The sequence below is a fragment of the Hoylesella enoeca JCM 12259 genome (assembly GCF_000613405.1).
GTDB classification, from domain to species: domain Bacteria; phylum Bacteroidota; class Bacteroidia; order Bacteroidales; family Bacteroidaceae; genus Prevotella; species Prevotella enoeca.
This window is the reverse complement of the sequence record NZ_BAIX01000004.1, coordinates 67,411-91,395: the sequence shown is the minus strand read 5'-3', so window position 1 is coordinate 91,395 and position 23,985 is coordinate 67,411. Positions and strand designations below refer to the sequence as shown.

Here is a 23,985-nt window from a genome sequence, read left to right as displayed (position 1 = left end):
GACTAAAACATGGATCGGTCGATCACCCATTCATTGACAAGAGAAACTCGTCGTTGCTGCGGGTATGGATCATCCTGTCGTGGATGGAGTTCATCGCCTCTATCGGATTCATATCGGCGATGTATTTGCGAAGAATCCACATACGATCGAGCGTGGTCTTGTCTTGCAGCAGGTCGTCGCGCCGCGTACTTGAAGCCACCAGGTTGACAGCCGGGAAGATGCGCTTGTTGCTGAGCGAGCGGTCGAGCTGCAATTCCATGTTACCCGTACCCTTAAACTCTTCGAAGATCACTTCGTCCATCTTGCTACCGGTGTCGATTAGGGCCGTAGCGATAATGGTCAGCGAGCCGCCTCCCTCGATGTTACGAGCCGCACCGAAGAAGCGTTTGGGTTTTTGCAGGGCGTTGGCATCCACACCACCCGTCAAGACCTTGCCACTGGCAGGGGCAACGGTGTTGTAGGCGCGAGCCAGACGCGTGATCGAATCGAGGAAGATCACCACGTCGTGACCGCACTCCACCATTCGTTTGGCTTTCTCTAAGACGATCCCGGCAATCTTCACGTGGCGTTCGGCCGGCTCATCAAAGGTTGATGCGATGACTTCTGCATTCACGGTGCGTGCCATGTCGGTGACTTCCTCGGGGCGCTCGTCGATGAGCAACATCATCAGATAGGCCTCAGGATGATTAGAGGCGATGGCGTTGGCAATGTCTTTCATCAGGATGGTCTTACCGGTCTTAGGCTGGGCCACGATCAGTGCGCGCTGGCCTTTGCCGATGGGCGAGAAGAGATCCACGACGCGCGTAGAGAGATTGGTGGTCTCGCGGGTGCCACAGAGGTTGTATTTCTCGTCGGGAAATAGGGGCGTCAGGTGTTCGAAAGGAATCCGGTCGCGCACTTCGGTCGGTTTCCTACCGTTGATTTTGTCGATACTCGTCAGCGGGAAGTATTTCTCTCCGTCGTGAGGCGGTCGCACGTGGCATTGCACCACGTCGCCGGTTTTGAGCCCGTAACGTTTGATTTGTGGACCAGCCACATAGACGTCATCGGGCGATGAGAGATAATTATAATCGCTCGAGCGCAGGAATCCGTAGCCGTCGGGCATGATTTCGAGTACGCCATTGGCGGTGATAATATCGGTGAAATCATAAGCTGGGGTGTAGTTGGCCGGGGGAGTCGGTTGTTGATAGCCTTGAATATGGGGGATGACGGTTGTCGTGGGGTTATCAAACATGTCGAAGTTAGGCACGGCTCCTTGATCCTCTATTGGGAGGTCGACCACGGGGATGAAGTCGGTGCCGTCGCCAGGATCACCTGCCCAAACACCGTCTACGACGGTTTCGCGCTTCTCTTCGGCTTCTTCGTTGTGGGCATTTATTTTTGCTTGCAGTTGTGCCAGCAGGTCGTTGCTCTCTTCGTCATTTTTAGTTGCAGTGTCGCTGGTGGCAAATTCTTGCTCGGGAACGAAGGGCGCTTCTTGTGATTTCTCTTTCCGGATTTCTTCCAGTGGTGCTGCATTCTCGGATTCTGCTTTCGGCTCATCCTCGGGTTGCACTGTCGCTTGTTGCTCTCTTGCTGCCCGTTCGGCTTCGGCAGCAGCAATGAGTTCGAGTTCTCGCTTGGATTTTCGCCCACGATGTTTAGGGATCATGGCCAGCAGTTCCTCTGACGACAGCCCCTTGTCTTGTCCGGGGACTTCTTCGGGATCGTTTTGACCGTTCTCTTCTTTAAAGAGAGGTTGTTGCTCGGCAGCGGTTTTGTTTTTTTGCAAATCGAAGTTCTCACCTTCTTTTCCGTTGACAGTGTAAACCCTGTCGGTGTCTTTTTTAGCAATTCTTACGCGGCGGCGTTTCGCACCCAAAGGATTCTTGTTTCCCTCGTCTATGGCCTGTTTGTCTAAAATGGCATAGGTAATGTCTTCTTGTGTAGCATCGGCAGGGAAGTCGGCACCCAGTTGGGTGGCAATACCTTCGAGCTCGGCGATGCCTTTCGATAATAATTCGTCTTTGCTATACATATAGGTGTATAATAAATGTCTCTGATTGAAAGCCCGTCGTTTCGAGAGTTGAAACGCGGTTGTATTAAAAGTCGATTGCAAAGGTACTAAAAAAAACGTATTAAGCCTTAATCAGGTTTCATGGGATTAATAAATTAATATATATTAACCATGCGTTTTGTATATAAGAAAGGTATAAAATGAAAGATGGCCGACCTTGATCGGGTCAGCCATCTCTTATATGAATGTGGATCGGATTATTCGCCCTTCTCCAATTTAGCCTTCAAGTCAGCAAGTACGTCGAGATCACCCAGTGAGGTACCTGCAACGACATTGTTGATCTGCGGAGTATCACTCTTCTTAGCGTTGGTGTGCTTGTGTGCGGGTTTCACATCATCTTTGACGTCCTCGAAAGTACGACTGTGAGAGAGGATGATGCGTTTGGCATCCTTGACGAACTCGATCACCTTGAACGGAAGTTCCTCGCCGAGTTGTGCCTGCGTACCGTCTTCTTTGACAAGATGCTTAGGAGTAGCGAAGCCTTCGCCGCCTTCGTTCAGCGTGATTACTGCGCCCTTGTCCATCATCTCTGTAATCTTGCCGGTGTGCACAGAGCCAGGAGTGTACAATGTCTCATAAGTATCCCATGGGTTGTCTTCGAGCTGCTTGTGTCCGAGGCTCAAACGGCGATTCTCTTTGTCTATTTCGAGAACCACAACATCCATCTCTGCGCCTACGTGTGTAAACTCGGAAGGATGCTTCACCTTCTTAGTCCAAGACAGGTCGCTGATATGGATCAGACCGTCTACGCCCTCTTCGAGTTCAACGAAGATACCAAAGTTGGTGAAGTTGCGTACTTTTGCTGTGTGTTTACTACCTACGGGGTATTTCACTTCGATCGTCTCCCAAGGGTCTTCCTTTAATTGTTTAATGCCAAGAGACATTTTGCGCTCCTCACGATCAAGTGTGAGGATCACGGCCTCTACTTCATCGCCTACGTGCATAAATTCTTGTGCGCTGCGCAGGTGTTGGCTCCAAGACATCTCAGACACATGGATGAGACCTTCTACACCCGGAGCAATCTCGACAAATGCACCGTAGTCAGCAATAACGACAACCTTACCTTTCACATGATCGCCCACTTTGAGGTTCGGATCAAGTGCATCCCAAGGATGCGGCGTGAGTTGTTTCAGACCAAGGGCAATACGCTTCTTCTCGTCGTCGAAGTCAAGGATCACCACGTTGATCTTCTGATCGAGTGCCACAACTTCATGCGGATCGCTCACACGGCCCCACGACAGATCCGTGATATGGATCAATCCGTCTACGCCGCCGAGATCAACGAACACACCGTAAGAAGTGATATTCTTAACGGTTCCTTCAAGAACCTGACCTTTTTCGAGCTTACTGATAATTTCTTTCTTCTGCGCTTCCAACTCGGCTTCAATCAAAGCCTTATGGGAAACGACAACATTACGGAATTCCTGATTGATCTTCACAACCTTGAACTCCATTGTCTTGCCTACGAATACATCGTAGTCGCGTATAGGATGAACGTCAATCTGGCTACCGGGAAGGAATGCCTCGATTCCGAATACATCAACAATCATGCCGCCTTTGGTACGACACTTGATGTAACCCTGGATGACTTCTTCGTTTTCGAGCGCTGCATTGACACGCTCCCAGCTCTTACTTAGGCGAGCTTTCTTGTGAGAAAGGATCAGCTGACCCTTTTTGTCTTCTTGGTTCTCAACATAAACTTCGACCTTATCGCCCACTTTGAGATCGGGATTATAGCGGAATTCAGAAGCGGGGATAATACCATCGCTCTTGTAACCGATGTTAACGACAACCTCTTTCTTGTCTACTGAGATCACCGTTCCCTCAACAACCTGATGGTCTGAGACCTTATTCAGTGTCTCATCATAGGCCTTTTGAAGATCTTCTTTGCTTTCGTTTACGTTGGTTCCATTCTCAAACTCGTCCCAGTTGAAGTCTGCCAACGGTTGAACGTTCTTTAAATCTGACATAAAAATTATTTGTTTTGTAAATTAATAAAGTTAGACTTTATGTGAATGAATTAAAAATCGGCTGCAAAGATACTGTTTTTGTATGATAAAATAAGATGTGCAACTAAGTAATTATGATACTATTAATGATATTTAACTCGATGATCTGCCTTGTTTATGACGCTTTCCGAGACACTGAAAGGAGCCAATAAACCTTAAAGAAGTTGATATTTCTGCAATAAATTGTTATTCAAATCGTTTTAAGAAAATTACTTATTTGAGTCTGAGCCAGGTCGTAGTGCTCCGTCTGTAATTCGTTTTCAACGACAAAAAACATTTTAATTGCATCGCAATGAAATTCAGAACGATTGTTGATATTGATCGGCCCATGTTCGATATCGGTCCCTGCGAGCAGATGCTTTTCGTGGGATCGTGTTTCGCCGACCGTATAGGTCGACTGTTTGCAGCTGATAAATTCCGTGTCGAAGTCAATCCCTTCGGCGTCATGTATAATCCCGTCAGCATACTGCACACCGTTGCCCGCACTTCGTTTGTGCCGCGCACGGCCGTCTTGACGTTAGGAACCAACCGTGTGTATGTACTGAAAGAGACGGGCGAAACGGTTGATAACTGCCGAAAACGACCGCAAAATTTGTTTCGTGAAGATCAACTTTCCGTGGAGGAATGCACTCAAAGCCTCTCTGAATGTGTCGAGATCCTGCGACAGCGAAACCCTGATGTGCGTGTCATCATCACCGTGAGTCCTATCCGTTATGCCAAATATGGCTATCATGCAGTCAACTTTCCAAGGCGACACTGCTGTTGGCAGCCAACCGTTTGGTGCAAGCCTATCCGCAGTCAGTGACTTATTTCCCAGCTTATGAGATCGTCAACGATGAACTTCGAGACTATCGCTTCTATCGTGAAGATATGCTCCATCCCACGGATCAGGCAGTGGAATACATTCGGCAGCGGTTTGCCGAAACCTATTTCAGTGCTGCTGCCAAGCAATTTCTCGAAGAGTGGCGTCCCATCAAGGAAGCATTTGCTCACCGTCCGTTCGATTCCGAGTCTGCGGAATACCGACGTTTTATCGCCCAAATGCGTGAAAGAGCTGAAGCGTTGGCACTGAAATATCCCGAAATGCCGCCTATTCAGCCATAGGCCAAGCCTCCATTTCCCTAATCTTTACCACTCGATTGCTGATCAGGAAGATATAGACAGCATGGCGATTAACGGTAAAATGCGCTGCAATTCACCGTTAATTGCAGCGCAACCAATGCCTTTTCGCACGTTGATTAACGGTTAGTTACGTTGCAAGACGATCAACGACCGATGATCAACTGTCAATTCTGAATGTGGCACGGACGACAAGTGGGATGACAGTTGTCATGGATGCGGTTCTCGATTCATCGAAACGGGAGTTTTCTTGCATTATTTTTGCTGTCTGTCGAATTTGCAGTAACTTTGCAGCGATATATAAAATGGTGGTATGACATATTCTATTGAAAAGATAACCACACTCATCGGCGCGCACCGCTATGGTGAAAACGAGTCTGATGTAGCGTTTATATTGACCGACAGCAGGTCACTTTGTTTTCCCGAAGAGACGCTTTTTTTCGCCCTTCAGTCTGATCGTAATGATGGACATAAGTATATTCCGGAGTTGTATCGACGCGGTGTGAGAAACTTTGTTGTGGCTCATGTGCCGGCAGATTGGGCCGAGCGGTATCCCGAAGCCGACTTTCTGGAAGTGGCCGACACGCTCACGGCCTTGCAGAGATTGGCTGAGCGGCATCGCGACGAGTTTGATATTCCTGTGGTGGGAATCACCGGTTCCAACGGCAAAACGATGGTCAAGGAGTGGCTTTATCAGTTGCTCTCGCCCGAAAGGTTTGTCACGCGTTCGCCGCGCAGTTATAATTCGCAGATCGGTGTGCCACTGTCGGTGTGGCTGATGGATGCGCACACGCAGGTGGGAATCTTCGAGGCGGGTATCAGTAAGCCCGGAGAAATGGAAGCTTTGCGCAAGATGATCCGACCGACAATTGCCGTTCTCACCAATTTAGGGGCTGCCCATCAAGAGAATTTCGGTTCGATGGAAGATAAATGTCGTGAGAAACTCGTGTTGTTTCGCGATGCTCGCACGGTGGTTTACAATGCCGATGATGCTCTGGTGAGTCGGGTTGTGCGTGAAGCGAATCTTCCGGGTGAGCCGATTGCATGGTCGCGCCAGGACGCGAACGCTGCTTTTTATGTGTCGAATGTGGAGAAACGCGCCGCCATGTCGGTTGTTTCTTATATATATAAAGGTGTGGCAGGAAGTTATTCGCTGCCGTTCATCGACGAGGCTTCGCTCACCAATTCCATCATCTGTGCCGCAGTGGCGTTGCAATTGGGGCTGGATCGAGAGACGCTTCACCGCAGGATGGGTGAGCTGGAACCTGTGGCAATGCGGCTGGAAGTGAAAGAAGGACAGCACGGATGCACGCTGATCAACGACTCTTATAACTCGGATATCAACTCGTTAGACATTGCGCTCGACTTCATGAATCGTCGTCCTGATCATCAAGGACGGCGCCGGACGCTGATCCTGAGCGATATTTATCAGAGTGGAGAAGCTCCCGAGGCGCTGTATAAGGAGGTTTCGGATCTCGCTTTGAAGCGGGGTGTGGAGAAATTCATCGGTATCGGGCCGCAGCTTTGTGCGCAGGCAAAAGAGATTCAGGTGTCTGAAAAATTCTTTTTTCACACGGTCGAGCAATTCATTCACAGCGAAGTGTTTCGCTCTTTGCACGATGAAGTCATCTTGTTGAAAGGTGCCCGCAAGTTTGGTTTCGATCAACTCACCGAGCTTTTGGTCAATAAGGTGCACGAAACGATCTTGGAAGTCAATCTCAACAATATGGTGAAGAATCTCAATCACTATCGTTCGTTTCTCAAACCGACCACCAAACTCGTCTGTATGATTAAAGCCGACGCCTATGGTGCAGGCTCGGTGGAGATCGCGAAAACGCTGCAAGATCATCGTGTGGACTATCTGGCCGTTGCTGTGGCAGATGAAGGCGTGACGCTGCGGAGGAACGGTATCACGGCCAATATCATGATTATGAATCCTGAGATGACGGCTTTCAAAACGATGTTTGATTATGATCTCGAACCCGAAGTTTATTCTTTCCGTTTGCTCGAAGCGCTGATCAAGGCCGCGGAGAAAGAAGGTATCACCGATTATCCCGTTCATGTGAAACTCGATACGGGTATGCACCGCCTCGGTTTCGATCCCGTGGCAGATATGGAGCAGCTTATCGACCGACTGAAACATCAAAATGCGATTATTCCGAGATCTGTTTTCTCTCACTTCGTAGGCTCGGATAGCGATGGATTTGATGATTTTTCTGCCCGCCAGTTTGCGTTGTTCGAAGCCGGAAGCAGTCGACTTCAAGCTGCATTCGATCACAAGATTCTGCGGCATATGGACAATTCGGCCGGCATCGAACACTTCCCCGAACGGCAGATGGATATGTGTCGTTTGGGATTGGGCCTTTATGGTGTGGATCCCTGCACCAATGCGATCCTGCACAATGTGAGTACGCTCAAAACGACTATCTTGCAATTGCGTCGTGTCCCGGCAGGAGACACGGTCGGTTACAGTCGAAAGGGACGGATAGAGCACGACAGTGTGATCGCGGCAATCCCCATCGGGTATGCCGACGGACTGAATCGGCGCCTCGGCAATCGCCGTTGCTATTGTCTTGTCAACGGCCAGAAAGCTCCGTATGTGGGCAATATCTGTATGGATGTGGCCATGATCGATGTCACGGGAATCGACTGCCGAGAGGGCGACAGCGTTGAAATCTTCGGCGATCATTTGCCCGTCACGGTGCTCAGCGACGTGTTAGAAACCATCCCTTATGAGGTTTTGACGGGCGTAAGTACACGTGTCAAGCGGGTGTATTTCCAGGATTGATGAGCGGAGAAAACATTTGGCCAGAAGACAAGTGAACGAGTGAACAGCTCAATGAATTGACAAGGTGAAAGGGTGAAAAAGCAGGCGATTTGTCTTTTCACCCTTTTGTTATGGCTTGCAGGCATATTCTGCGCCAATTAAAAGTGCGAAATCTCTATGGTGAAAACCTTGCGGCTGCGGACACCTGGAAATGAAGAAAAAGATAAATAAATTTCTTGTTTCCGGCGGGAAACGCAAATAAACTAAAATAAATTTCTTGTTTCCGGCTGGAAATACAAATAAACTAAAATAATTTTCTTGTTTCCGACGGAAAATGCAAATAAACTAAAATAATTTTCTTGTTTCCAACGGAAAATGAAAATAAACCGAGGGAATTTTCTTGTTTCCGGCTTTTTCAATGAGAAGTGCAACATCTGATATCCGTTGTATTGGGCGACGGCTGAGAAAATAGGAGCAGCGATAGGAGTAGCACCCAAGTTTCTGGCAAGCAAGAGATGGTGTTGGCAACGACTTCTGTTGCTTATTGTTTTTGGAGATGGCTATGCTTTGAATGAAAATAGCTAACTTTGCATCGTAAACAGGAAACAAACCCATTAGACAAGAGATGAATATGGAAAAGAAAGTTATTCTCCTCACCGGAGCAAGCGGTGGTATTGGTTTCAACGGATCAGCGGGAAGCTCCATGGTGGCGTGGAGGGGATCGGGCTTGACGGGCTGGTTGGGAATGGGGAAGAATTTGTTGATTTATTCTTATATGTAGAACCATTTTGCTATCTTTGCGCACAAAGGTAAAATGATTGACGAGAATGAGTGAACCGTTAGCGGAGAGGATGAGACCCAAGAGTCTCGAAGAGTATGTGGGGCAACGCCATTTGGTGGGAGCGGGAGCCGTATTGCGTAAGATGATCGACGCGGGCCGCATCTCTTCGTTTATTCTTTGGGGACCTCCGGGCGTGGGAAAGACCACGTTGGCACAGATCATTGCCCATAAATTGGAAACGCCTTTTTACACGCTGAGTGCAGTGACGAGCGGTGTCAAAGATGTGCGCGATGTGATTGAGCGAGCCCGAAACGGGAGATTCTTTCATTCTGCGTCACCGATTTTGTTCATTGATGAGATCCATCGATTCAGCAAGTCACAGCAAGACTCGTTGCTCGGAGCCGTGGAAAAAGGAACGGTGACGCTGATCGGTGCCACGACGGAGAATCCTTCGTTTGAAGTGATCCGTCCGTTGCTTTCTCGTTGTCAGCTTTACGTGTTGAAGTCTTTGGATAAAGACGATTTGTTGGAGCTGCTCCATCGGGCGATTACAACGGATGTGGTGCTCAAAGAGCGGCATATCGAGTTGAAAGAGACCGATGCGCTGTTGCGTTATAGCGGTGGAGATGCGCGCAAACTGCTCAATATCTTGGAACTGGTGGTGGAGTCTGACAGCGCCGATGATATCGAGATAACTGACGAATTGGTTGTCAGCCGGCTGCAACAGAATCCTTTGGCCTATGATAAAGACGGCGAAATGCACTATGATATCATTTCGGCTTTCATCAAAAGCATTCGAGGCAGCGACCCTGATGCGGCTCTTTATTGGATGGCGAGGATGATCGAGGGAGGCGAAGATCCGCAATTTATTGCCCGAAGATTGGTGATCAGTGCGGCCGAAGACATCGGTTTGGCCAATCCCAATGCATTGCTGATAGCTAATGCTGCCTTTGAGGCGGTGATGAAAATCGGTTGGCCCGAAGGTAGGATTCCCTTAGCCGAAGCTGCTGTGTATTTGGCCGCAAGCCCGAAGAGCAATTCCGCCTATCTGGGGATCGATGCGGCACTGAGCATTGTCAAGGAAACGGGTAATCTGCCGGTGCCTTTGCATCTGCGCAATGCACCCACAACGCTGATGAAACAATTGGGTTATAGCGACGGATATGCTTATCCTCACGACTTCCCGGGTCATTTCACGCCTCAGCAATATTTACCTGACGCATTGCAACAGACGCGTGTTTGGCATCCGCAACATGCTCCGTCGGAGGAGAAACTCTATCAATGGATGCTCCAATGTTGGGGAAAAAGGTATGAGAAGTAGACGAATGAATCAGTAAACGAGTAAACAAGTAAAAACAGTAAATGGGTTGACGAGAATCAGAGAGTGAGTGTATGAGACAATCATTTATTTGTCTATGCTTTTGCTCACTTGTTGATCAACCACAAATAATCAAGCAAATGAAAATAGTAGTATTAGATGGGCACGGCGCCAATCCTGGCGACTTGTCTTGGGCGCCATTAGAAGAATTAGGATCGTTGACGGTTTATCCGCGCACGACTCCTGATGAAGTAATCGATCATGCAGCTGATGCCGACATCTTGATCACCAATAAAGTGATTCTGGATAAAAAGGTTTTATCGGCTTTGAAGCGGTTGAAGTATATCGGAGTTTTTGCTACCGGTTTTAACACCATAGATATTCAGGCAGCCAAAGAGCTTGGAATCGTGGTCACGAACATACCTGCTTATAGCACCGATAGTGTTGCGCAAATGACGTTTGCACATCTTCTGAACATCACCAATCGCGTGGATCATTATGCCGACGAGAGTCGCGCGGGTCGATGGTCACGCAATCCCGACTTCTGTTATTGGGATACGGCATTGCCGGAGTTGGCCGGAAAGACGATCGGCATCGTCGGATTAGGCCATATCGGAAGCGAAGTGGCCCGTATAGCCGGTGCTTTCGGGATGAATGTTTTTGCTTACACGAGTAAGAATGCAGCTGATCTGCCTGCCTCAATACGCAAGACTACGCTCGACGGACTCTTTGCCGCGAGCGACATTCTGAGTCTGCATTGTCCTTTGACAGCCGACACGCGTGAGATGATCAACAAAGAGACGCTGGCGAAGATGCGTCCCGGAACGATCCTGATCAATGTGAGTCGCGGCGCTTTGGTCAACGAACAAGACGTGGCCGAAGCCTTGGAGAGCGGTCAACTCGGTGCTTATGGTGCCGACGTGATGTGTGAGGAGCCGCCCGCAAAGACCAATCCGCTCTTTGCACAACCGCATGCTTATATCACGCCTCACATCGCGTGGGCCACAGTTGAAGCCCGCACGCGCCTGATGCAGATTGCTGCCGAGAACATCCGAGCATTCATCAACGGTGAGCCGCAGAATGTAGTCAATCCTTAATCCCTGTTTGAACGATGATAGATGAGAATCCCGATCTTGTCAAGATTGTACAAGAAGTGATTGAGTTTGTGGGTACATTCGCGTTCGCTATATCTGGAATCCGCCACGCGGCAGCCCGTCATTTCGATTGGTTTGGCGGTTTTGTGTGCGGCATCGTGGTTGCCATCGGAGGCGGAACGATTCGTGATGTGATGCTTGGCGAGACTCCGTTTTGGATGACTTCGGCCCTTTACCTCGTCTGTACGGCGTTGGCCCAAGTCTTCGTCATCACTTTTGCCCACTCGCTGAAACGGTTAGACAATGCTTGGTTTGTGTTCGACACGCTCGGTTTGGCTCTTTTCACCATTGCGGGCATGCAGAAGACATTGGCTTGCGGACATCCGTTTTGGGTGGCTGTGATCATGGGGTGCATCACGGGATCGGCCGGAGGAGTGATCCGCGATATTCTTTTGAACAAGGTGCCGGTCATTTTTCACAAAGAGATTTATGCCATGGCGAGCGTAGCCGGTGGTGTTTTATATTGGGTTATGCTGCACATGCACGTGAATGTGGGTATTGCCGCTGTGATCACTTTTCTCGTGATCTGTCTTATCCGCTACTTTGCCGTGCGTTATCACATCTCGCTTCCCCTATTGCGAAGCGAAGAGAAATAACATCTTGAATAAATAATCGATTGCCCATGCATGATGCATTGATCCTCGGACAACGCCGAGACTTTCTCCTTCCATCATGCGTCGGTGTTTCAATAGACCGTTAGTTGCGCTGCGTTTAACCGTTGATCGTCGTGCAACTAACGGTTAATCGTCTTGCCACTAATCGTTTGTTGCGTGGGGCTAAGCATGAATGATTGTGCGAAACAGGGTTGGGTGTTCGGTCAACTTATCTTTTTCCACCGCAGAGATATAATCCGAGGAAAGTCAATAAACCATTCAGCATCAGCAGTTCGTAACCGAATTGATAGCCCGTGAAACGGCGTGTCAGTGTCTCGATGATGAAGCATAGCACGGGCGAAACCACTGCAATGATGGGCACGAGACGATCGTTGGTGTGGCATTGGGTGAGCAATCCGAAGGCGAAAAGCCCCAAAAGCGGACCGTAAGTGTATGAGCAGAGGATGTAGATGGCGTCGATAACGCTGGTGGAATTGATCGTTCGGAAGAGTAAAATAAACACGACAAACAGTGCCGAAATCATCAGATGAGCACGTTTGCGGAGTTGTTCGTCGCCCTCACGTTCGCAAATGTCTACGCAGAAAATGGTGGTCAGCGCCGTGAGTGCAGAGTCGGCACTGCTGAACGAAGCTGCAACGATGCCGAGCGTGAATAGAATGAGCACCGTGTTTCCCAGTTGTCCGGTGGCTGCAAACATGGGTAGCAATTCGTCGCCGGCCGCAGGGAGCGGTGTTCCCGTGCGTTGGGCCAACATCGACAGCAATACGCCCAGTGACAGAAACAGCAGATTGACCGGCACGAAAGCAAATCCATACGTACACATATCGGCTTGCGCTTGGCGCAATGTCTTGCATGTGAGATTCTTTTGCATCATGTCTTGATCAAGTCCTGTCATCACAATGACGATGAAAATGCCACTGAAGAATTGTTTCCAAAAGTTTTGCGTAGACATCCCATCATCAAAAACGAAAATCTTACTGCGGCTGTCTGCACCAATGGCGTGTATGGTTTCGGTTGCGTTCATGTGCATTTCTGCCATCACATGGTATATGATTAGAAGAAGTGCAGCAAACATACATAAGGTTTGAAACGAATCGGTCCACACCAATGTCTTGATGCCGCCGCGACGAGTGTATAGCCATATCAGCGCCACGAGCACCGGAACGGTCACAGCGAAAGGCACTCCTGCGGCATCGAAAACGAATCGTTGGAGGATGATACACACCACATAGAAACGGACGGCAGCACCTGTCATCTTGGACAAAAGAAAAAAGGATGAACCCGTTTTATGCGATCGGCGCCCTAATCGATCGTGAAGATAGGCATAGATGCTGGTCAAATTGAGTCGGTAATACACCGGAAGCAACAGGAATGCCACTGCAAAATAACCGAAAATAAAACCTATGCAGGTCTGGATATAGGTCATGTCGATTTTGTTAACCATGCCAGGCACAGATACAAAAGTCACGCCCGAGATCGAGGCTCCTATCATTCCGAAGGCCACCATATACCAAGGTGAACGTCGATTAGCCCGATAAAAAGTTTCGTTGTTGGCCTTGCGGGATGTCAGTTTGCTAAACAACAGCAAGGCACAAAAGTAAATCGTTACCGTCAATATCATCATCATAACGGCCGCAAAGATAACAAAAAAATGCGATTTGATCTCATTTAGACTTTTTCCCGTAATGCGGGCGTCTCTTTTTTATTACCTTTGCAGTCGAGACTAAACATTTTATAATTTATAATATATCGGTTATGGAGAAGCAAAAGAGATTCATTCTTCCGGAGAATGATATTCCTACACAGTGGTATAACATTCAGGCCGACATGGTAAACAAACCCATGCCGCTGCTCAATCCCGTAACGCACCGACCGCTTGCTGTCGAAGATCTCACGCATATCTTCTGTGAGGCGTGTTCGCAGCAGGAACTTGACACGGAGCATGCATGGATAGACATTCCCGAAGAAGTGCGCGACAGATACAAGTATTATCGTGCCACGCCGTTGGTGCGTGCTTATGCCTTGGAGAAAGCTCTCGACACGCCGGCGCACATCTTTTTTAAAAACGAAAGCACCAACCCTTTGGGCTCGCATAAAATCAATTCGGCGCTGCCGCAATGTTACTACTGTAAGCAAGAGGGCACAACTAATGTCACCACCGAAACAGGAGCAGGGCAATGGGGTGCGGCACTGAGTTATGCGGCCAGCGTATTCGGATTGGAAGCCGCAGTTTATCAAGTGAAGATCTCAATACAGCAGAAGCCTTACCGATCGAGTATTATGCGTACGTTTGGGGCCACAGTAGAGGGATCGCCATCAATGTCGACCCGTGCCGGCAAAAACATCATTACGCGCGAACCTAATCATCCGGGGTCGCTCGGCACAGCCATCTCCGAAGCCATCGAGTTGGCCACAACCACGCCGCATTGTAAATACACCTTGGGCTCTGTGCTCAATCATGTGACTCTGCATCAGACCGTGATCGGACTCGAAGCCGAGCGACAGATGGAATTGGCCGGTGAGTACCCCGATCAGGTGATCGCTTGTTTCGGCGGCGGAAGCAATTTCGGTGGATTGGCTTTTCCATTTATGCGACATAATATCAAGGATGGATGGAAAACGGAATTCATCGCAGCCGAGCCTGCGAGTTGTCCCAAACTCACGCGTGGCAAGTTCGAATACGATTTCGGCGACGAAGCAGGTTACACGCCGCTATTACCGATGTACACGTTGGGTCACGACTTCAAACCCGCCAACATCCATGCCGGCGGTTTGCGTTATCATGGTGCGGGCGTGATCATCTCTCAGCTCCTCAAAGACAGGTTGATGTATGGCGTAGACATTCCGCAACTGGAAAGTTTCGATGCCGCTATCCTCTTCGCTCGCACCGAAGGGATTATCCCTGCTCCGGAGAGCGGTCATGCCATTGCAGCTGTGATCCGTGAGGCTCGCAAGTGTAAAGAGAGCGGCGAATCGAAAACCATCTTATTCTGTCTCTCCGGTCATGGGCTCATCGACATGACGGCTTATGACAACTACATCAACGGTGACTTGCGCAATTACACCATCACCGACGAAGAAATCGCCAAAAGTTTAGAGGCTGTGCCGGAAGTGTAAGAGAGAGTTATTACAGATAAAAACTTTCGTAGAGAGTTGTTTCATATTGTTTTTATTGCTATATTAGCGAACTGAATATTATATCAGGGCAGTCTGCGGCATCTTTCCGTATAGACTGCATTGCTTTTGGCGGATTCCCCTACCTGAGATTCCTGCATAATCTACCGCTCTACGGTTGCGGTTTTCCTCTCACCATCAAACGTATGAATATTCCTTTATACTAAAAGCCAAAGAACAAATGAAACGACACAGTATTTTATTTCTTTTAGCGGCATTTCTATTGCCATTATTTTTTGCTTGCTCAAGCGATGACGAGGTGAATGAATCACTTATAGGTAAATGGGAACGAGTAAAATCTCCCCCAGAAGACTGGATGAAGACTTCATGAACTTTTCTGCCGATAGTAGTTATATATCTACGGTTGTGAGAGATGGAAAGCGTGAAGTCAGACAAGGAGTATTTAGAACAGAGATGACAACAAGAACAGGGGAAATAACTGAATATTTCCTGTGTTTGAAGCCCTCTGACAAGGGAGGTTATCCTTATATTTATAGCTACAAAATCTCTGACGGTGGAAGAAAGTTGACGTTAGATCTGATAGATCCGTTACCTTTCTTTCCTGTTGTTATTGTTTATAAACGAGTGAACTGACCATTTAAACACGATTGATAGGAAAACCGCACTTTTTACAGCAGCTTTTAGTCTTCTGTCTGCAATAGCACGGGCACAAGAGACTGTTGATCCCGATCTCTCCCGTTGAGAAGTATACGACTTGTGCCCCACAACTCCCATAGGACTCGCCGACAAGTATATGACTTCTCAATGGGCGAAAATGTGTGGCGTTTCCTGCCGGATTGATCAGGACGTGTAATTGTTTGATTTGGGTTGTTCTTGATCATCGCTTTTTTCTATCGGATTGATGAGCCGAGCAACTCATCTCGTTCTGTTGTCCGACTGTGAACAATCTTTCCGTATAATATCCATTTAATTTTGTGCAACCGACAGTATATTTAACGCAAAAAGACAGGGATATTTGGGAAAAGTAGCTACCTTTGCAACAATTATTTGAAAAAAACCGACGGCTTAGCGCACTTTTGTTATGCGTCGCGTGGTTTATGATCATCAATAGACAAGTAAAGAAATGGCACAAGAGGATGTTTTTAAGAAGATCGTTTCGCACTGTAAAGAGTATGGATTCGTCTTCCCAAGTAGTGATATTTACGACGGATTGGCAGCTGTTTACGATTATGGGCAGAACGGTGTCGAACTGAAAAACAACATCAAAGAGTATTGGTGGAAGAGTATGGTGCTGCTGCACGAGAATATCGTGGGGATCGATTCTGCCATCTTTATGCACCCCACGATATGGAAAGCGAGCGGGCATGTCGATGCGTTTAATGATCCGCTGATCGACAACCGTGATTCGAAGAAACGTTATCGGGCTGATAATCTGATCGAAGACCAGATCGCTAAATACGAGGAGAAGATCGAAAAGGAGGTGGCCAAAGCGCGCAAGCGTTTCGGCGACAGCTTTGATGAGGCCAAATTCCGAGAGACTAATTCGCGTGTGTTGGAACATCAGCAGAAACGCGATGCGCTGCATGAGCGTTATACCGCAGCGATGCAGGGGCCGGATCTGGAAGCCTTGAAGCAGATCATCCTCGATGAAGGTATTGTCGATCCAATCAGTGGAACGAAGAATTGGACCGATGTGCGGCAATTCAACCTGATGTTTTCTACCGAAATGGGTTCGCTCTCCGACGCTACCAATAAGATCTATCTGCGACCTGAAACGGCACAGGGAATCTTTGTCAATTATCTCAACGTGCAGAAGACGGGTCGGATGAAACTGCCGTTTGGTATCGCCCAGATCGGTAAGGCATTCCGAAACGAGATCGTTGCCCGTCAGTTTATTTTCCGGATGCGCGAGTTTGAGCAAATGGAGATGCAGTTCTTTGTAAAGCCCGGCACCGAAATGGAATGGTTCGGGAAGTGGAAAGAGCTGCGAATGAAATGGCACCAAGCCCTCGGGTTCGGCGCCGAGAACTATCGTTTCCATGATCATGAGAAGTTGGCCCATTATGCCAATGCCGCTACCGATATCGAATTTCGGATGCCGTTCGGATTCAAGGAAGTGGAAGGCATCCACTCCCGGACAGATTTCGATCTCTCGCAACATGAGAAGTTCAGCGGCCGGAGCATTAAATACTTCGATCCCGAGACCAATGAAAGCTACACGCCGTATGACATCGAGACGAGTATCGGAGTGGATCGGATGTTCCTCTCGATCATGTGTCATAGCTACGAAGAGGAGCAGTTGGAAGGCGGCGAGACGCGCGTCGTGCTCAGGCTTCCTGCTGCCTTGGCTCCCGTGAAATGTGCGGTGATGCCCTTGGTGAAGAAAGACGGACTGCCCGAGAAAGCACGTGAGGTGGTCAACGAATTAAAATTCCATTTCAATACACATTACGAGGAGAAAGATTCGATCGGCAAGCGTTATCGCCGGCAGGATGCTATCGGTACGCCTTATTGCGTAACCGTGGACCACGACACGCTCAAAGACAACAAAGTAACGCTGCGTTTCCGCGACACGATGGCGCAGGAGCGCGTCGATATTTCGGCCCTCCTGGATATTATCGAAGACAAAGTGAGTATTGCAAGCCTTTTAAAGAAACTACAAGCATGATGAATACAAAACAACTCGTATATCTTTTCGCAGTTCTTTGGACTGCTATGGCGCTGTCGTCATGCAGCGAAACAGATGATTCGCAGGCAGAATTTGAGGATTGGCAAGCCCGTAACGAAGCCTATTATAAGGAGATCTATACGCGGGCAAAGGCCAATGCCGACGGCACATGGCGCGTGTTGCACAACTGGTCATATAATGACGGCGTGGCAACCGCTCTCACCGATCACATTGCAGTCAAGGTGCTCACGGCCGGCACAGGGTCGGGTAGTCCGTTGTATAGCGATTCTGCCGCGTGAGTTGCGTAGGCCGCCTAATCCCTTCCACCTCCTATGCCGACGGCTATGCATTCGTTCGCACGTATGCCGGCGAGTTCAACCCCAACACCGTGGCGTCGATCAATATCGGCGTGCATGGCACCTTTGGTAAAGCAACGCGAAACTTCACGCCATACAGCGTGTCCGACGGTCTCACAACAGCTTTGATGAACATGCACATCGGCGATCGTTGGCTCGTCTACGTGCCTTACCAATTGGGTTACGGCGTGCGCACCTCCAATTACGTCCCAGCCTATTCCACATTGATTTTCGACATTTCGCTCAGCGGCTATTCACGAGCAGGAGTGAAAGTGGAGGAGTGATATTCCACGCCTATCGACAAAACCACCGCCAACAATATCCCCCCAACAAAAAACAAAGTAAAAGGGTGAAAAGCATGTCTCAACATCTTTTCACCCTTTCCAGTTCAAATCTCCTTTTCACTCTTTCACTTCTTTCAGCTCGTCCTCCTCGCGCACAACCCACATCGTTCGTTTCGGATCGGTGGTGTAGCCCAATTCGTAAACTCGATCTTTGCCCGAACCTTTTGTCTTGCCGGTAAACTGTAAAACATTGGGGGCGATGGCGTTTTCCTGCTCAAACTTGCGGATTAACGGGATCGAGTTCTTTGCGCAGCTCCTCGGCCTGCTTCTCGGCGTGTGCTTTGTTGGTGGCGACGCGACCGCTCAACAATGTTTGACGATTGGCCACTAATGTGTTGTATTGCTCGATAAGCTTGGTAATCGGGGCCGACGGTTCGAGATCGTTGAGCGAGTTGATGCGCAGCAAGACGGCATCGAGGGCACGATCGACAGCCGTGCGAAGTTCTTTTACGTCGAGCGATGCTGAGCCGGCTTTGATGCGGGTGTGGAAGCGCGTGTCAAACTCTTTATTCGTGCGATCTAACCGGCGAACGGCGGCCAAAGCGCCCTCTCGACCAGTCGATCGTCCCCGACGTAACATCTAATAATAGGTGATTGATCATACTTACTTATTTTCTAAGGTGATATAATTATAAAACATTCTTTTCTTCCAACCTGCCAACAGCTATTTCTTCCTGTTGATCAACTCATTCGAAACATAATCAGCCTCGCTCCCCCTCGGTGTTTTCTCTTTCAAGAAATTAGGAAAGAAAAAGAACTTCAATATCGCAAACATGATAAACAACTTGATGAGAATGATGGTCCATAAAGATCTGCCCAGTTTCATACGCCTGAAACCATCGTAATAAAGATCGAATACACGATAAGCGAAACTACTTTTGTTCATCAGATTGTAATTTTTACAGCTGCAAAGGTATAGATTATTTTCTAATCACCATGTGCTTTTCCGGAAAAATTCAAATTCAAACATACAAATTGCCCATTTATTTCTCCTCGAGGTGGCAATCCCATTGTTGCGAGTTGGGCAACTCATCATTTTCAGTTGGGCAACTCATCGACGTGAGTTGCCCAACTCACCGGCGCAAGTTGGGCAACTCGCGGCAACGAGTTGGGCAACTCGTTTTCACCGCCTCGGGAGCCCTTTGTTTAAAGGAACTCCGAGCGGTAGATTCCGATATCCATTTCAACCAATAACAAAAAAGAAGTTTTAAAAAGTTGTCGTTCTCCCGGAGAAAGTACATTTTTGTGCAGATCATCAGAAAACGGCTATGGCACAAACACTCTGTCGACTACTCATCCATTGTGTATTTCATAAAAAGGCATCGGCTCCCGTGATCAGGGATGAGGAACAGCATCGACTTAATCTAGTTATACAAAAGACGTGCAGTACATATAATTGTCCTTGCTTGACAGTCAATGGACCGGGCGATCATTTGCACCTGCTCATTGCTCTTTCTCCGGAAGTTCCGTTGTCGTCATTCATCAAGGAAATAAAGCGGCTCTCCACACGTTTTCTCAAAGAGTGCGACATGCCGTATTATCACGATTTCTATTGGCAGGCTGGTTATGCCGGATTTTCTGTTTCCGATAAATTCAGAGATGCTGTGTTTAGGTATATCGCGAATCAAAAGGAGCATCATCGGAGCGTGGCCCCACACCATGAATTTGAAATGCTATTGAGAAATGCTGGTATATCTGCCGATGACTGGTTTTATTGGCTGTGAAATCAGACTGCATGTTTGGCACAGACCAACCCCGATGGGGTTGGTCTTGAACAAACTAAAAATCGGCCAACCTCGCTGTGGAGGTTGGCGATTTATATATAAAACTCTGTTGAGGATCTTACTTCTTCTTCGACAGTGTCTTGATGTCACGCAGCTGTGCTTTGGCAATCGCCTCTTTGAGTTCCTTGCCGGGAATGAAGCGGATGTTGATCTTCTTCACTTTGTCAGCCGTCACTTCCTTTTCCGTGGCCGAACCTTTGGTGGTGATGGTGAGACGAAAAGTGCCCCAATTGCCGAGCTTCACGGTGCGGCCGTTGAGCAACGCGCGAATCAGCACTTTCTTGAACAGCGAGAGCGCCATACCGGCCTCGCGCGGATTGAGCGTAGTTTCGTCGGCAATCTCAATGGTCACTTCCTCTTCTTCCATCAGGTCAATGCGACGGAGCACGGGATACCACTTCATCGGTTCATCCGGTTTAGCCGGATTTTTACGCTGCACTTTGTTGAAAATAATAGTCATAACTGTAAATTTTTAATTGGTTTGTTATTATTTAGTTTACTCTGCTGTCCAGTAATTACGACCAAGAGCGGCATTACCGTAAAAAGTATATTCCAGTTTTACTTCTCCATTTTTCAAAGACAAGAAAGAGACAGGATTGTCATATAAAGCAGACCATCTAATTGCTCTGTTGAGCCAATAATAGCCAACAATACCTAAATCACTTAAATTTCCCATGGCCGAATACATGATTGTTGAACCTGTATTATAACCATTGCCTGCGGGAATATATTCAGAGCTACTACCATCATACATTGTCCCATATTGCCCAAGGGCAGGCAGATAAAAATAATTCGTCTCTGCATCATTTGGTTTTCCTGTCTTTGTTGGATGGCTTATTTCTGGGTTATACTCTGATACGCCGGAGGGATATGTTGTGTCGCTGAATCCCGTTATCGATGCTTTCTTCTTAAACCATACTCCACCCATATATAAATGATTGCCGAATTGCCAAAGGGTTTCATTATCCAGTGTGCGTTGCCATGAGCAACATACCAAGCCGTCTCATAAGTACTGGGACAAGTGACTGCCGTATTGCTCGCAGCAGGTCCCAACATACTTGCTGCTCCTGGCCATATAGGATTATTCCAATCCCAAACAGTGTAAGAACGCTCATCAAGCGGTGTTGCATTCGACTTTGGATAATCAGTGCTCGACAGCCCATTCATCATGGGTTGCGACGACTCGTAGCCGTCCCAATAATGCTTCTTGGCATCCCACTCCCAATAGCGACGCTTGCTGTAATCAGTGGGTGTAATGTTAGCCGTGAGATCTGTCACCGTGTTTTCAGCGAAAGTGATGGCCGAAAGTTTTTTGGTAATGGCACCTTCAACATGGGTCACAGGATCTTTGATCCAATAGTCGATCGTAAGCGTATGTGTACCGGGAGCAATGACCATATAGGCGCTATGAGTATCACTGGTTGTGGTGGTGGTCAGTGGAAAACTTGTTGCCCCTGTGGTGAGTGTAATTGTGTTGCTGCTACCACTCGTGGGAGTGGCACCTGTCAATGTACCACCAGTGAAATCATAGGTACCTGCGATGACATTATCAGAAGTCACGACGATCTTGGTGAGATAGATGTTGGCGCCGAGCGCAGCATTCTCACAACGAGGATAGAAACAGATGTAGGCCGCTTTGTGATCAAGACTAAATTTATAGATGCCATGTGCATTGCGACTGGCTGTAGCCGTACCGCAATCGCCGCTCTCGCCAATGTGCGACGCATCGCCAGGTGCCGACTGCGTTTGAGCTGTCTTGATCGTCACTTCGTCACCTTTCGTACTGGCTTTGCTGTATAATAGACAGGATAGCTGTTAGCCGTGAGTGTATTGCCGGCGAAATAAAATGCAGCGAGCGGCATCTTACCTGATATGTTGCTTGATGTATTCGTGATACGAGTAGCACCGTTGTCCACCCAAATATTATCACCAGTAGTCCAAAAAGCTGAAGCGCCAGCTCCTTGGCTATGATCCATCGTTGTGCGCGTAGCAGGAATAGCAACACTCTCAAAAGTTATCAGTCCCTTATTCGTGGTGTTATCACAATTCTTGTCCATGTCTTCGCTTGTGCAAGCTGTTGTTAATAACAGTATTGTTGCCACTATCAATTTTATCTTTTTCATTGTTTCTTCATCCTTTTAGTTGGTCTTTATTCTTTCCACAATGGGTTGCTACTCTCTCCTTCTGACGATGGATTAGTGGTGAGACCATCTTCGTCTTCTTCAAACCATCCTTGTTTGGCATCACCGTGCGTTCCTCCTTGATGAATCGGGTTGTGCTGACCGCTTAATGTCTGCAATAAACTCTCTATCTGCAATGCGCAGATTGCTGCTCCGGGCTTCACATAAGCCCTACTCTCTAATTGTTTTCTGTTCATATTGACTAAAATTATAACATGAAAATAGTTGCCCTTTTCTCCCAGCCAAGGAAAAAAAGAGTAACGAAAAGTTTTTTCTAAGAAGAATTTGAGTATATTCGCGCCTGCGCGCGTACATTACATTACGCCATGTGTATAATGTGTGTGTGTGTGTGTGTTAAGACTTTTTCCGAGATATGCAAATATAAAGCGTTAAAAGATGCAAGAGAAACGAAATTCTTTTGCATCGCAACGCCGTTGTTTATATTTGCTCTCATTGTCATACTAATAACTATCAACTGTCAATTCGCTCTTGTTCAGACCCCCAACCCCCTAACTTAGGGGGCTAAGAATTATCAATTAACGGCCGCAAAGGTAAGCAATGTTTTTGAAACTCACAAGTTTTTTACTAAAAAACGTTTACCGACGGTTAAAAATCAAATCAAGTCCCTGCCTGCGATAATAAGGGAAACGACTATCACTCGAAATGAGTGGGAGGTGTTCGGTAATGGCATGAGCAATAATAATATGGTCGGACGGATCTTTATGCCCCTGTTGTTTGTTAAGTCTTAGCCGCGCATAAGTTCGCATATGCTCTTTTTTCAGAGGAAGAATCACAATATTGAATTTCGCTTCGATATCCTCTACCATTTCTTCTGCCGTTTTCCAAACCTTTGAACCTAATCCCTTGGAGTTAAAAGCGAGAATCAGTTCGCGCACAGATTCTGCACTGATATAAAGCAGAGCGTCCGGTTCTTGAATAAGAGCAATGACGTCTCTGCTAAGCGAATCCGTATCTGTTGCGATAAAAACGAAAATGTTTGTATCAATTAAATACCGCATAAACGACTATACCAGAAATTTAGGATCATTTACATACAATATTCCTTTATACTTCATTGCAGCCTCCCATGTCTTGCTATACTTTCTTTTGGGTTCCTCTGTCGTCTTTTGCTTCTTCGCAATGCTTTTTGTGATTTTTTTTTCCATATTGCTCGTGATTTGATTGGTTTGTGAGGCAAAGTTACAAAAATATGGACATGCACACAAATGTTCAAAGAATAAATCTACTTTAATTAATATATGTCACTTACTCATTCCTCTCACGAGGTGGCTATCCGTTCCGATGCAACGGGATGGATGGCACGTGCGGGATCAAAATGGATGGGATTCTAACTAAGCATGAGTCATCGTCCAACTCACCGTCTTTTGCAGTGCAACTAACGCTTAATTGCACGCTGATTTACCGTTAGTTGCAAGCTCGGTCACTCCATTTGACTCCGAATGTCGATAAATAGGGGTGTCTGAAAGGCCTTTCACGCTCGGATTTAAAACAAAAAGATGGAGGGATGTTTATAACAGGAACACTCGACTTTAAAATGAAACGGAATGGCAAGTATCGGCGCACTTCACATATTCTTAACCTCTTATGGTTACAAAATGCTAAATTTTAAGTTTATAAAAACTTGCAAGGTCTTTTCCTTTGCTGTTTGAGATTAAACGTTTAAATTTGCACTTGCAATC

General features: G+C 47.5%; 23 protein-coding genes and 1 pseudogene. 12 read left to right on the top strand and 12 right to left on the bottom strand.

Annotation, left to right across the window (positions count from 1 at the left end; genetic code table 11):
• Positions 1 to 22: 22 nt before the first annotated feature.
• Positions 23 to 2,017 (bottom strand): transcription termination factor Rho, encoded by a 1,995-nt coding sequence (gene rho / locus JCM12259_RS02580; protein ID WP_025065299.1) that lies wholly within the window; start codon positions 2,015 to 2,017, stop codon positions 23 to 25.
• 236 nt (positions 2,018 to 2,253) lie between these two features.
• Positions 2,254 to 4,026: a 30S ribosomal protein S1 gene (gene rpsA, locus JCM12259_RS02575; protein WP_025065298.1), complete on the bottom strand. Its 1,773-nt coding sequence runs from the start codon at positions 4,024 to 4,026 to the stop codon at positions 2,254 to 2,256.
• Between the two features lie 331 nt (positions 4,027 to 4,357).
• On the opposite strand from rpsA, the pseudogene JCM12259_RS13455 reads away from it, so the two are divergent.
• The 6 genes and pseudogenes from JCM12259_RS13455 (at position 4,358) to JCM12259_RS02540 (ending at position 11,800) form a co-directional block, all read left to right on the top strand.
• A pseudogene (locus tag JCM12259_RS13455) lies at positions 4,358 to 5,169 on the top strand (GSCFA domain-containing protein).
• 328 nt (positions 5,170 to 5,497) lie between these two features.
• Positions 5,498 to 7,972, top strand: coding sequence for a bifunctional UDP-N-acetylmuramoyl-tripeptide:D-alanyl-D-alanine ligase/alanine racemase (locus JCM12259_RS02565; protein WP_025065297.1), 2,475 nt, complete (start codon positions 5,498 to 5,500; stop codon positions 7,970 to 7,972).
• A 610-nt stretch (positions 7,973 to 8,582) separates the two neighbouring features.
• Positions 8,583 to 8,732 carry a hypothetical protein gene (locus JCM12259_RS16675; protein ID WP_156409631.1) on the top strand — a complete coding sequence of 50 codons (150 nt, stop codon included), beginning with the start codon at positions 8,583 to 8,585 and terminating at the stop codon, positions 8,730 to 8,732.
• Between the two features lie 46 nt (positions 8,733 to 8,778).
• Positions 8,779 to 10,053, top strand: a complete 1,275-nt coding sequence (locus JCM12259_RS02550; protein WP_025065296.1) for a replication-associated recombination protein A — start codon at positions 8,779 to 8,781, stop codon at positions 10,051 to 10,053.
• 137 nt (positions 10,054 to 10,190) lie between these two features.
• Positions 10,191 to 11,147 (top strand): D-2-hydroxyacid dehydrogenase, encoded by a 957-nt coding sequence (locus tag JCM12259_RS02545; RefSeq protein ID WP_025065295.1) that lies wholly within the window; start codon positions 10,191 to 10,193, stop codon positions 11,145 to 11,147.
• A gap of 14 nt (positions 11,148 to 11,161) precedes the next feature.
• On the top strand, positions 11,162 to 11,800 hold the full coding sequence (locus JCM12259_RS02540) for a trimeric intracellular cation channel family protein (RefSeq protein WP_025065294.1): 639 nt from the start codon (positions 11,162 to 11,164) through the stop codon (positions 11,798 to 11,800).
• Between the two features lie 226 nt (positions 11,801 to 12,026).
• Here the strand turns inward: JCM12259_RS02540 and JCM12259_RS02535 are convergent, their stop codons facing one another.
• Positions 12,027 to 13,445, bottom strand: a complete 1,419-nt coding sequence (locus JCM12259_RS02535; RefSeq protein WP_025065293.1) for a sodium:solute symporter — start codon at positions 13,443 to 13,445, stop codon at positions 12,027 to 12,029.
• Between the two features lie 128 nt (positions 13,446 to 13,573).
• Between JCM12259_RS02535 and JCM12259_RS02530 the strand changes: the two genes are divergently transcribed.
• The 5 genes from JCM12259_RS02530 (at position 13,574) to JCM12259_RS17105 (ending at position 18,261) form a co-directional block, all read left to right on the top strand.
• Positions 13,574 to 14,935, top strand: coding sequence for a TrpB-like pyridoxal phosphate-dependent enzyme (locus JCM12259_RS02530; RefSeq protein WP_025065292.1), 1,362 nt, complete (start codon positions 13,574 to 13,576; stop codon positions 14,933 to 14,935).
• 339 nt (positions 14,936 to 15,274) lie between these two features.
• Complete coding sequence (locus tag JCM12259_RS16670; protein WP_159105366.1) at positions 15,275 to 15,586, top strand: hypothetical protein; 312 nt, start codon at positions 15,275 to 15,277, stop codon at positions 15,584 to 15,586.
• A gap of 490 nt (positions 15,587 to 16,076) precedes the next feature.
• Positions 16,077 to 17,621: a glycine--tRNA ligase gene (locus JCM12259_RS02525; RefSeq protein ID WP_025065291.1), complete on the top strand. Its 1,545-nt coding sequence runs from the start codon at positions 16,077 to 16,079 to the stop codon at positions 17,619 to 17,621.
• A complete protein-coding gene (locus JCM12259_RS17110) occupies positions 17,618 to 17,920 on the top strand; it encodes a hypothetical protein (RefSeq protein ID WP_051559112.1) in 303 nt (100 codons plus the stop codon). The genes JCM12259_RS02525 and JCM12259_RS17110 overlap by 4 nt, the downstream gene beginning before the upstream one ends.
• Positions 17,917 to 18,261, top strand: coding sequence for an FKBP-type peptidyl-prolyl cis-trans isomerase (locus tag JCM12259_RS17105; protein WP_051559109.1), 345 nt, complete (start codon positions 17,917 to 17,919; stop codon positions 18,259 to 18,261). Before JCM12259_RS17110 ends, JCM12259_RS17105 begins: the two co-directional genes overlap by 4 nt.
• Before the next feature lie 274 nt (positions 18,262 to 18,535).
• Here the strand turns inward: JCM12259_RS17105 and JCM12259_RS13440 are convergent, their stop codons facing one another.
• Together JCM12259_RS13440 and JCM12259_RS02510 are read right to left on the bottom strand one after the other, a co-directional pair.
• On the bottom strand, positions 18,536 to 18,901 hold the full coding sequence (locus JCM12259_RS13440; RefSeq protein WP_025065290.1) for a DUF6261 family protein: 366 nt from the start codon (positions 18,899 to 18,901) through the stop codon (positions 18,536 to 18,538).
• Positions 18,902 to 18,985: 84 nt separating this feature from the next.
• Positions 18,986 to 19,207, bottom strand: coding sequence for a DUF4492 domain-containing protein (locus tag JCM12259_RS02510; protein ID WP_025065289.1), 222 nt, complete (start codon positions 19,205 to 19,207; stop codon positions 18,986 to 18,988).
• 382 nt (positions 19,208 to 19,589) lie between these two features.
• Here JCM12259_RS02510 and tnpA point away from each other — a divergent pair, with 382 nt between their 5' ends.
• A complete protein-coding gene (gene tnpA, locus JCM12259_RS02505) occupies positions 19,590 to 20,045 on the top strand; it encodes an IS200/IS605 family transposase (RefSeq protein WP_025065288.1) in 456 nt (151 codons plus the stop codon).
• Positions 20,046 to 20,163: 118 nt separating this feature from the next.
• Here the strand turns inward: tnpA and JCM12259_RS02500 are convergent, their stop codons facing one another.
• From JCM12259_RS02500 to JCM12259_RS16885, 7 genes are all read right to left on the bottom strand, one after another.
• Positions 20,164 to 20,565: an HU family DNA-binding protein gene (locus tag JCM12259_RS02500; protein WP_025065287.1), complete on the bottom strand. Its 402-nt coding sequence runs from the start codon at positions 20,563 to 20,565 to the stop codon at positions 20,164 to 20,166.
• A gap of 36 nt (positions 20,566 to 20,601) precedes the next feature.
• Positions 20,602 to 21,033, bottom strand: a complete 432-nt coding sequence (locus tag JCM12259_RS16430; protein ID WP_148299554.1) for a hypothetical protein — start codon at positions 21,031 to 21,033, stop codon at positions 20,602 to 20,604.
• On the bottom strand, positions 20,997 to 21,872 hold the full coding sequence (locus JCM12259_RS15730; protein WP_051559104.1) for a hypothetical protein: 876 nt from the start codon (positions 21,870 to 21,872) through the stop codon (positions 20,997 to 20,999). Before JCM12259_RS15730 ends, JCM12259_RS16430 begins: the two co-directional genes overlap by 37 nt.
• On the bottom strand, positions 21,869 to 22,228 hold the full coding sequence (locus JCM12259_RS15725; RefSeq protein ID WP_148299553.1) for a hypothetical protein: 360 nt from the start codon (positions 22,226 to 22,228) through the stop codon (positions 21,869 to 21,871). Before JCM12259_RS15725 ends, JCM12259_RS15730 begins: the two co-directional genes overlap by 4 nt.
• A 26-nt stretch (positions 22,229 to 22,254) precedes the next feature.
• A complete protein-coding gene (locus tag JCM12259_RS02490; RefSeq protein WP_025065286.1) occupies positions 22,255 to 22,482 on the bottom strand; it encodes a hypothetical protein in 228 nt (75 codons plus the stop codon).
• A gap of 399 nt (positions 22,483 to 22,881) precedes the next feature.
• Positions 22,882 to 23,304: a type II toxin-antitoxin system VapC family toxin gene (locus JCM12259_RS02485; RefSeq protein WP_025065285.1), complete on the bottom strand. Its 423-nt coding sequence runs from the start codon at positions 23,302 to 23,304 to the stop codon at positions 22,882 to 22,884.
• Between the two features lie 6 nt (positions 23,305 to 23,310).
• Complete coding sequence (locus JCM12259_RS16885; RefSeq protein ID WP_172793007.1) at positions 23,311 to 23,451, bottom strand: hypothetical protein; 141 nt, start codon at positions 23,449 to 23,451, stop codon at positions 23,311 to 23,313.
• Positions 23,452 to 23,985: the final 534 nt, after the last annotated feature.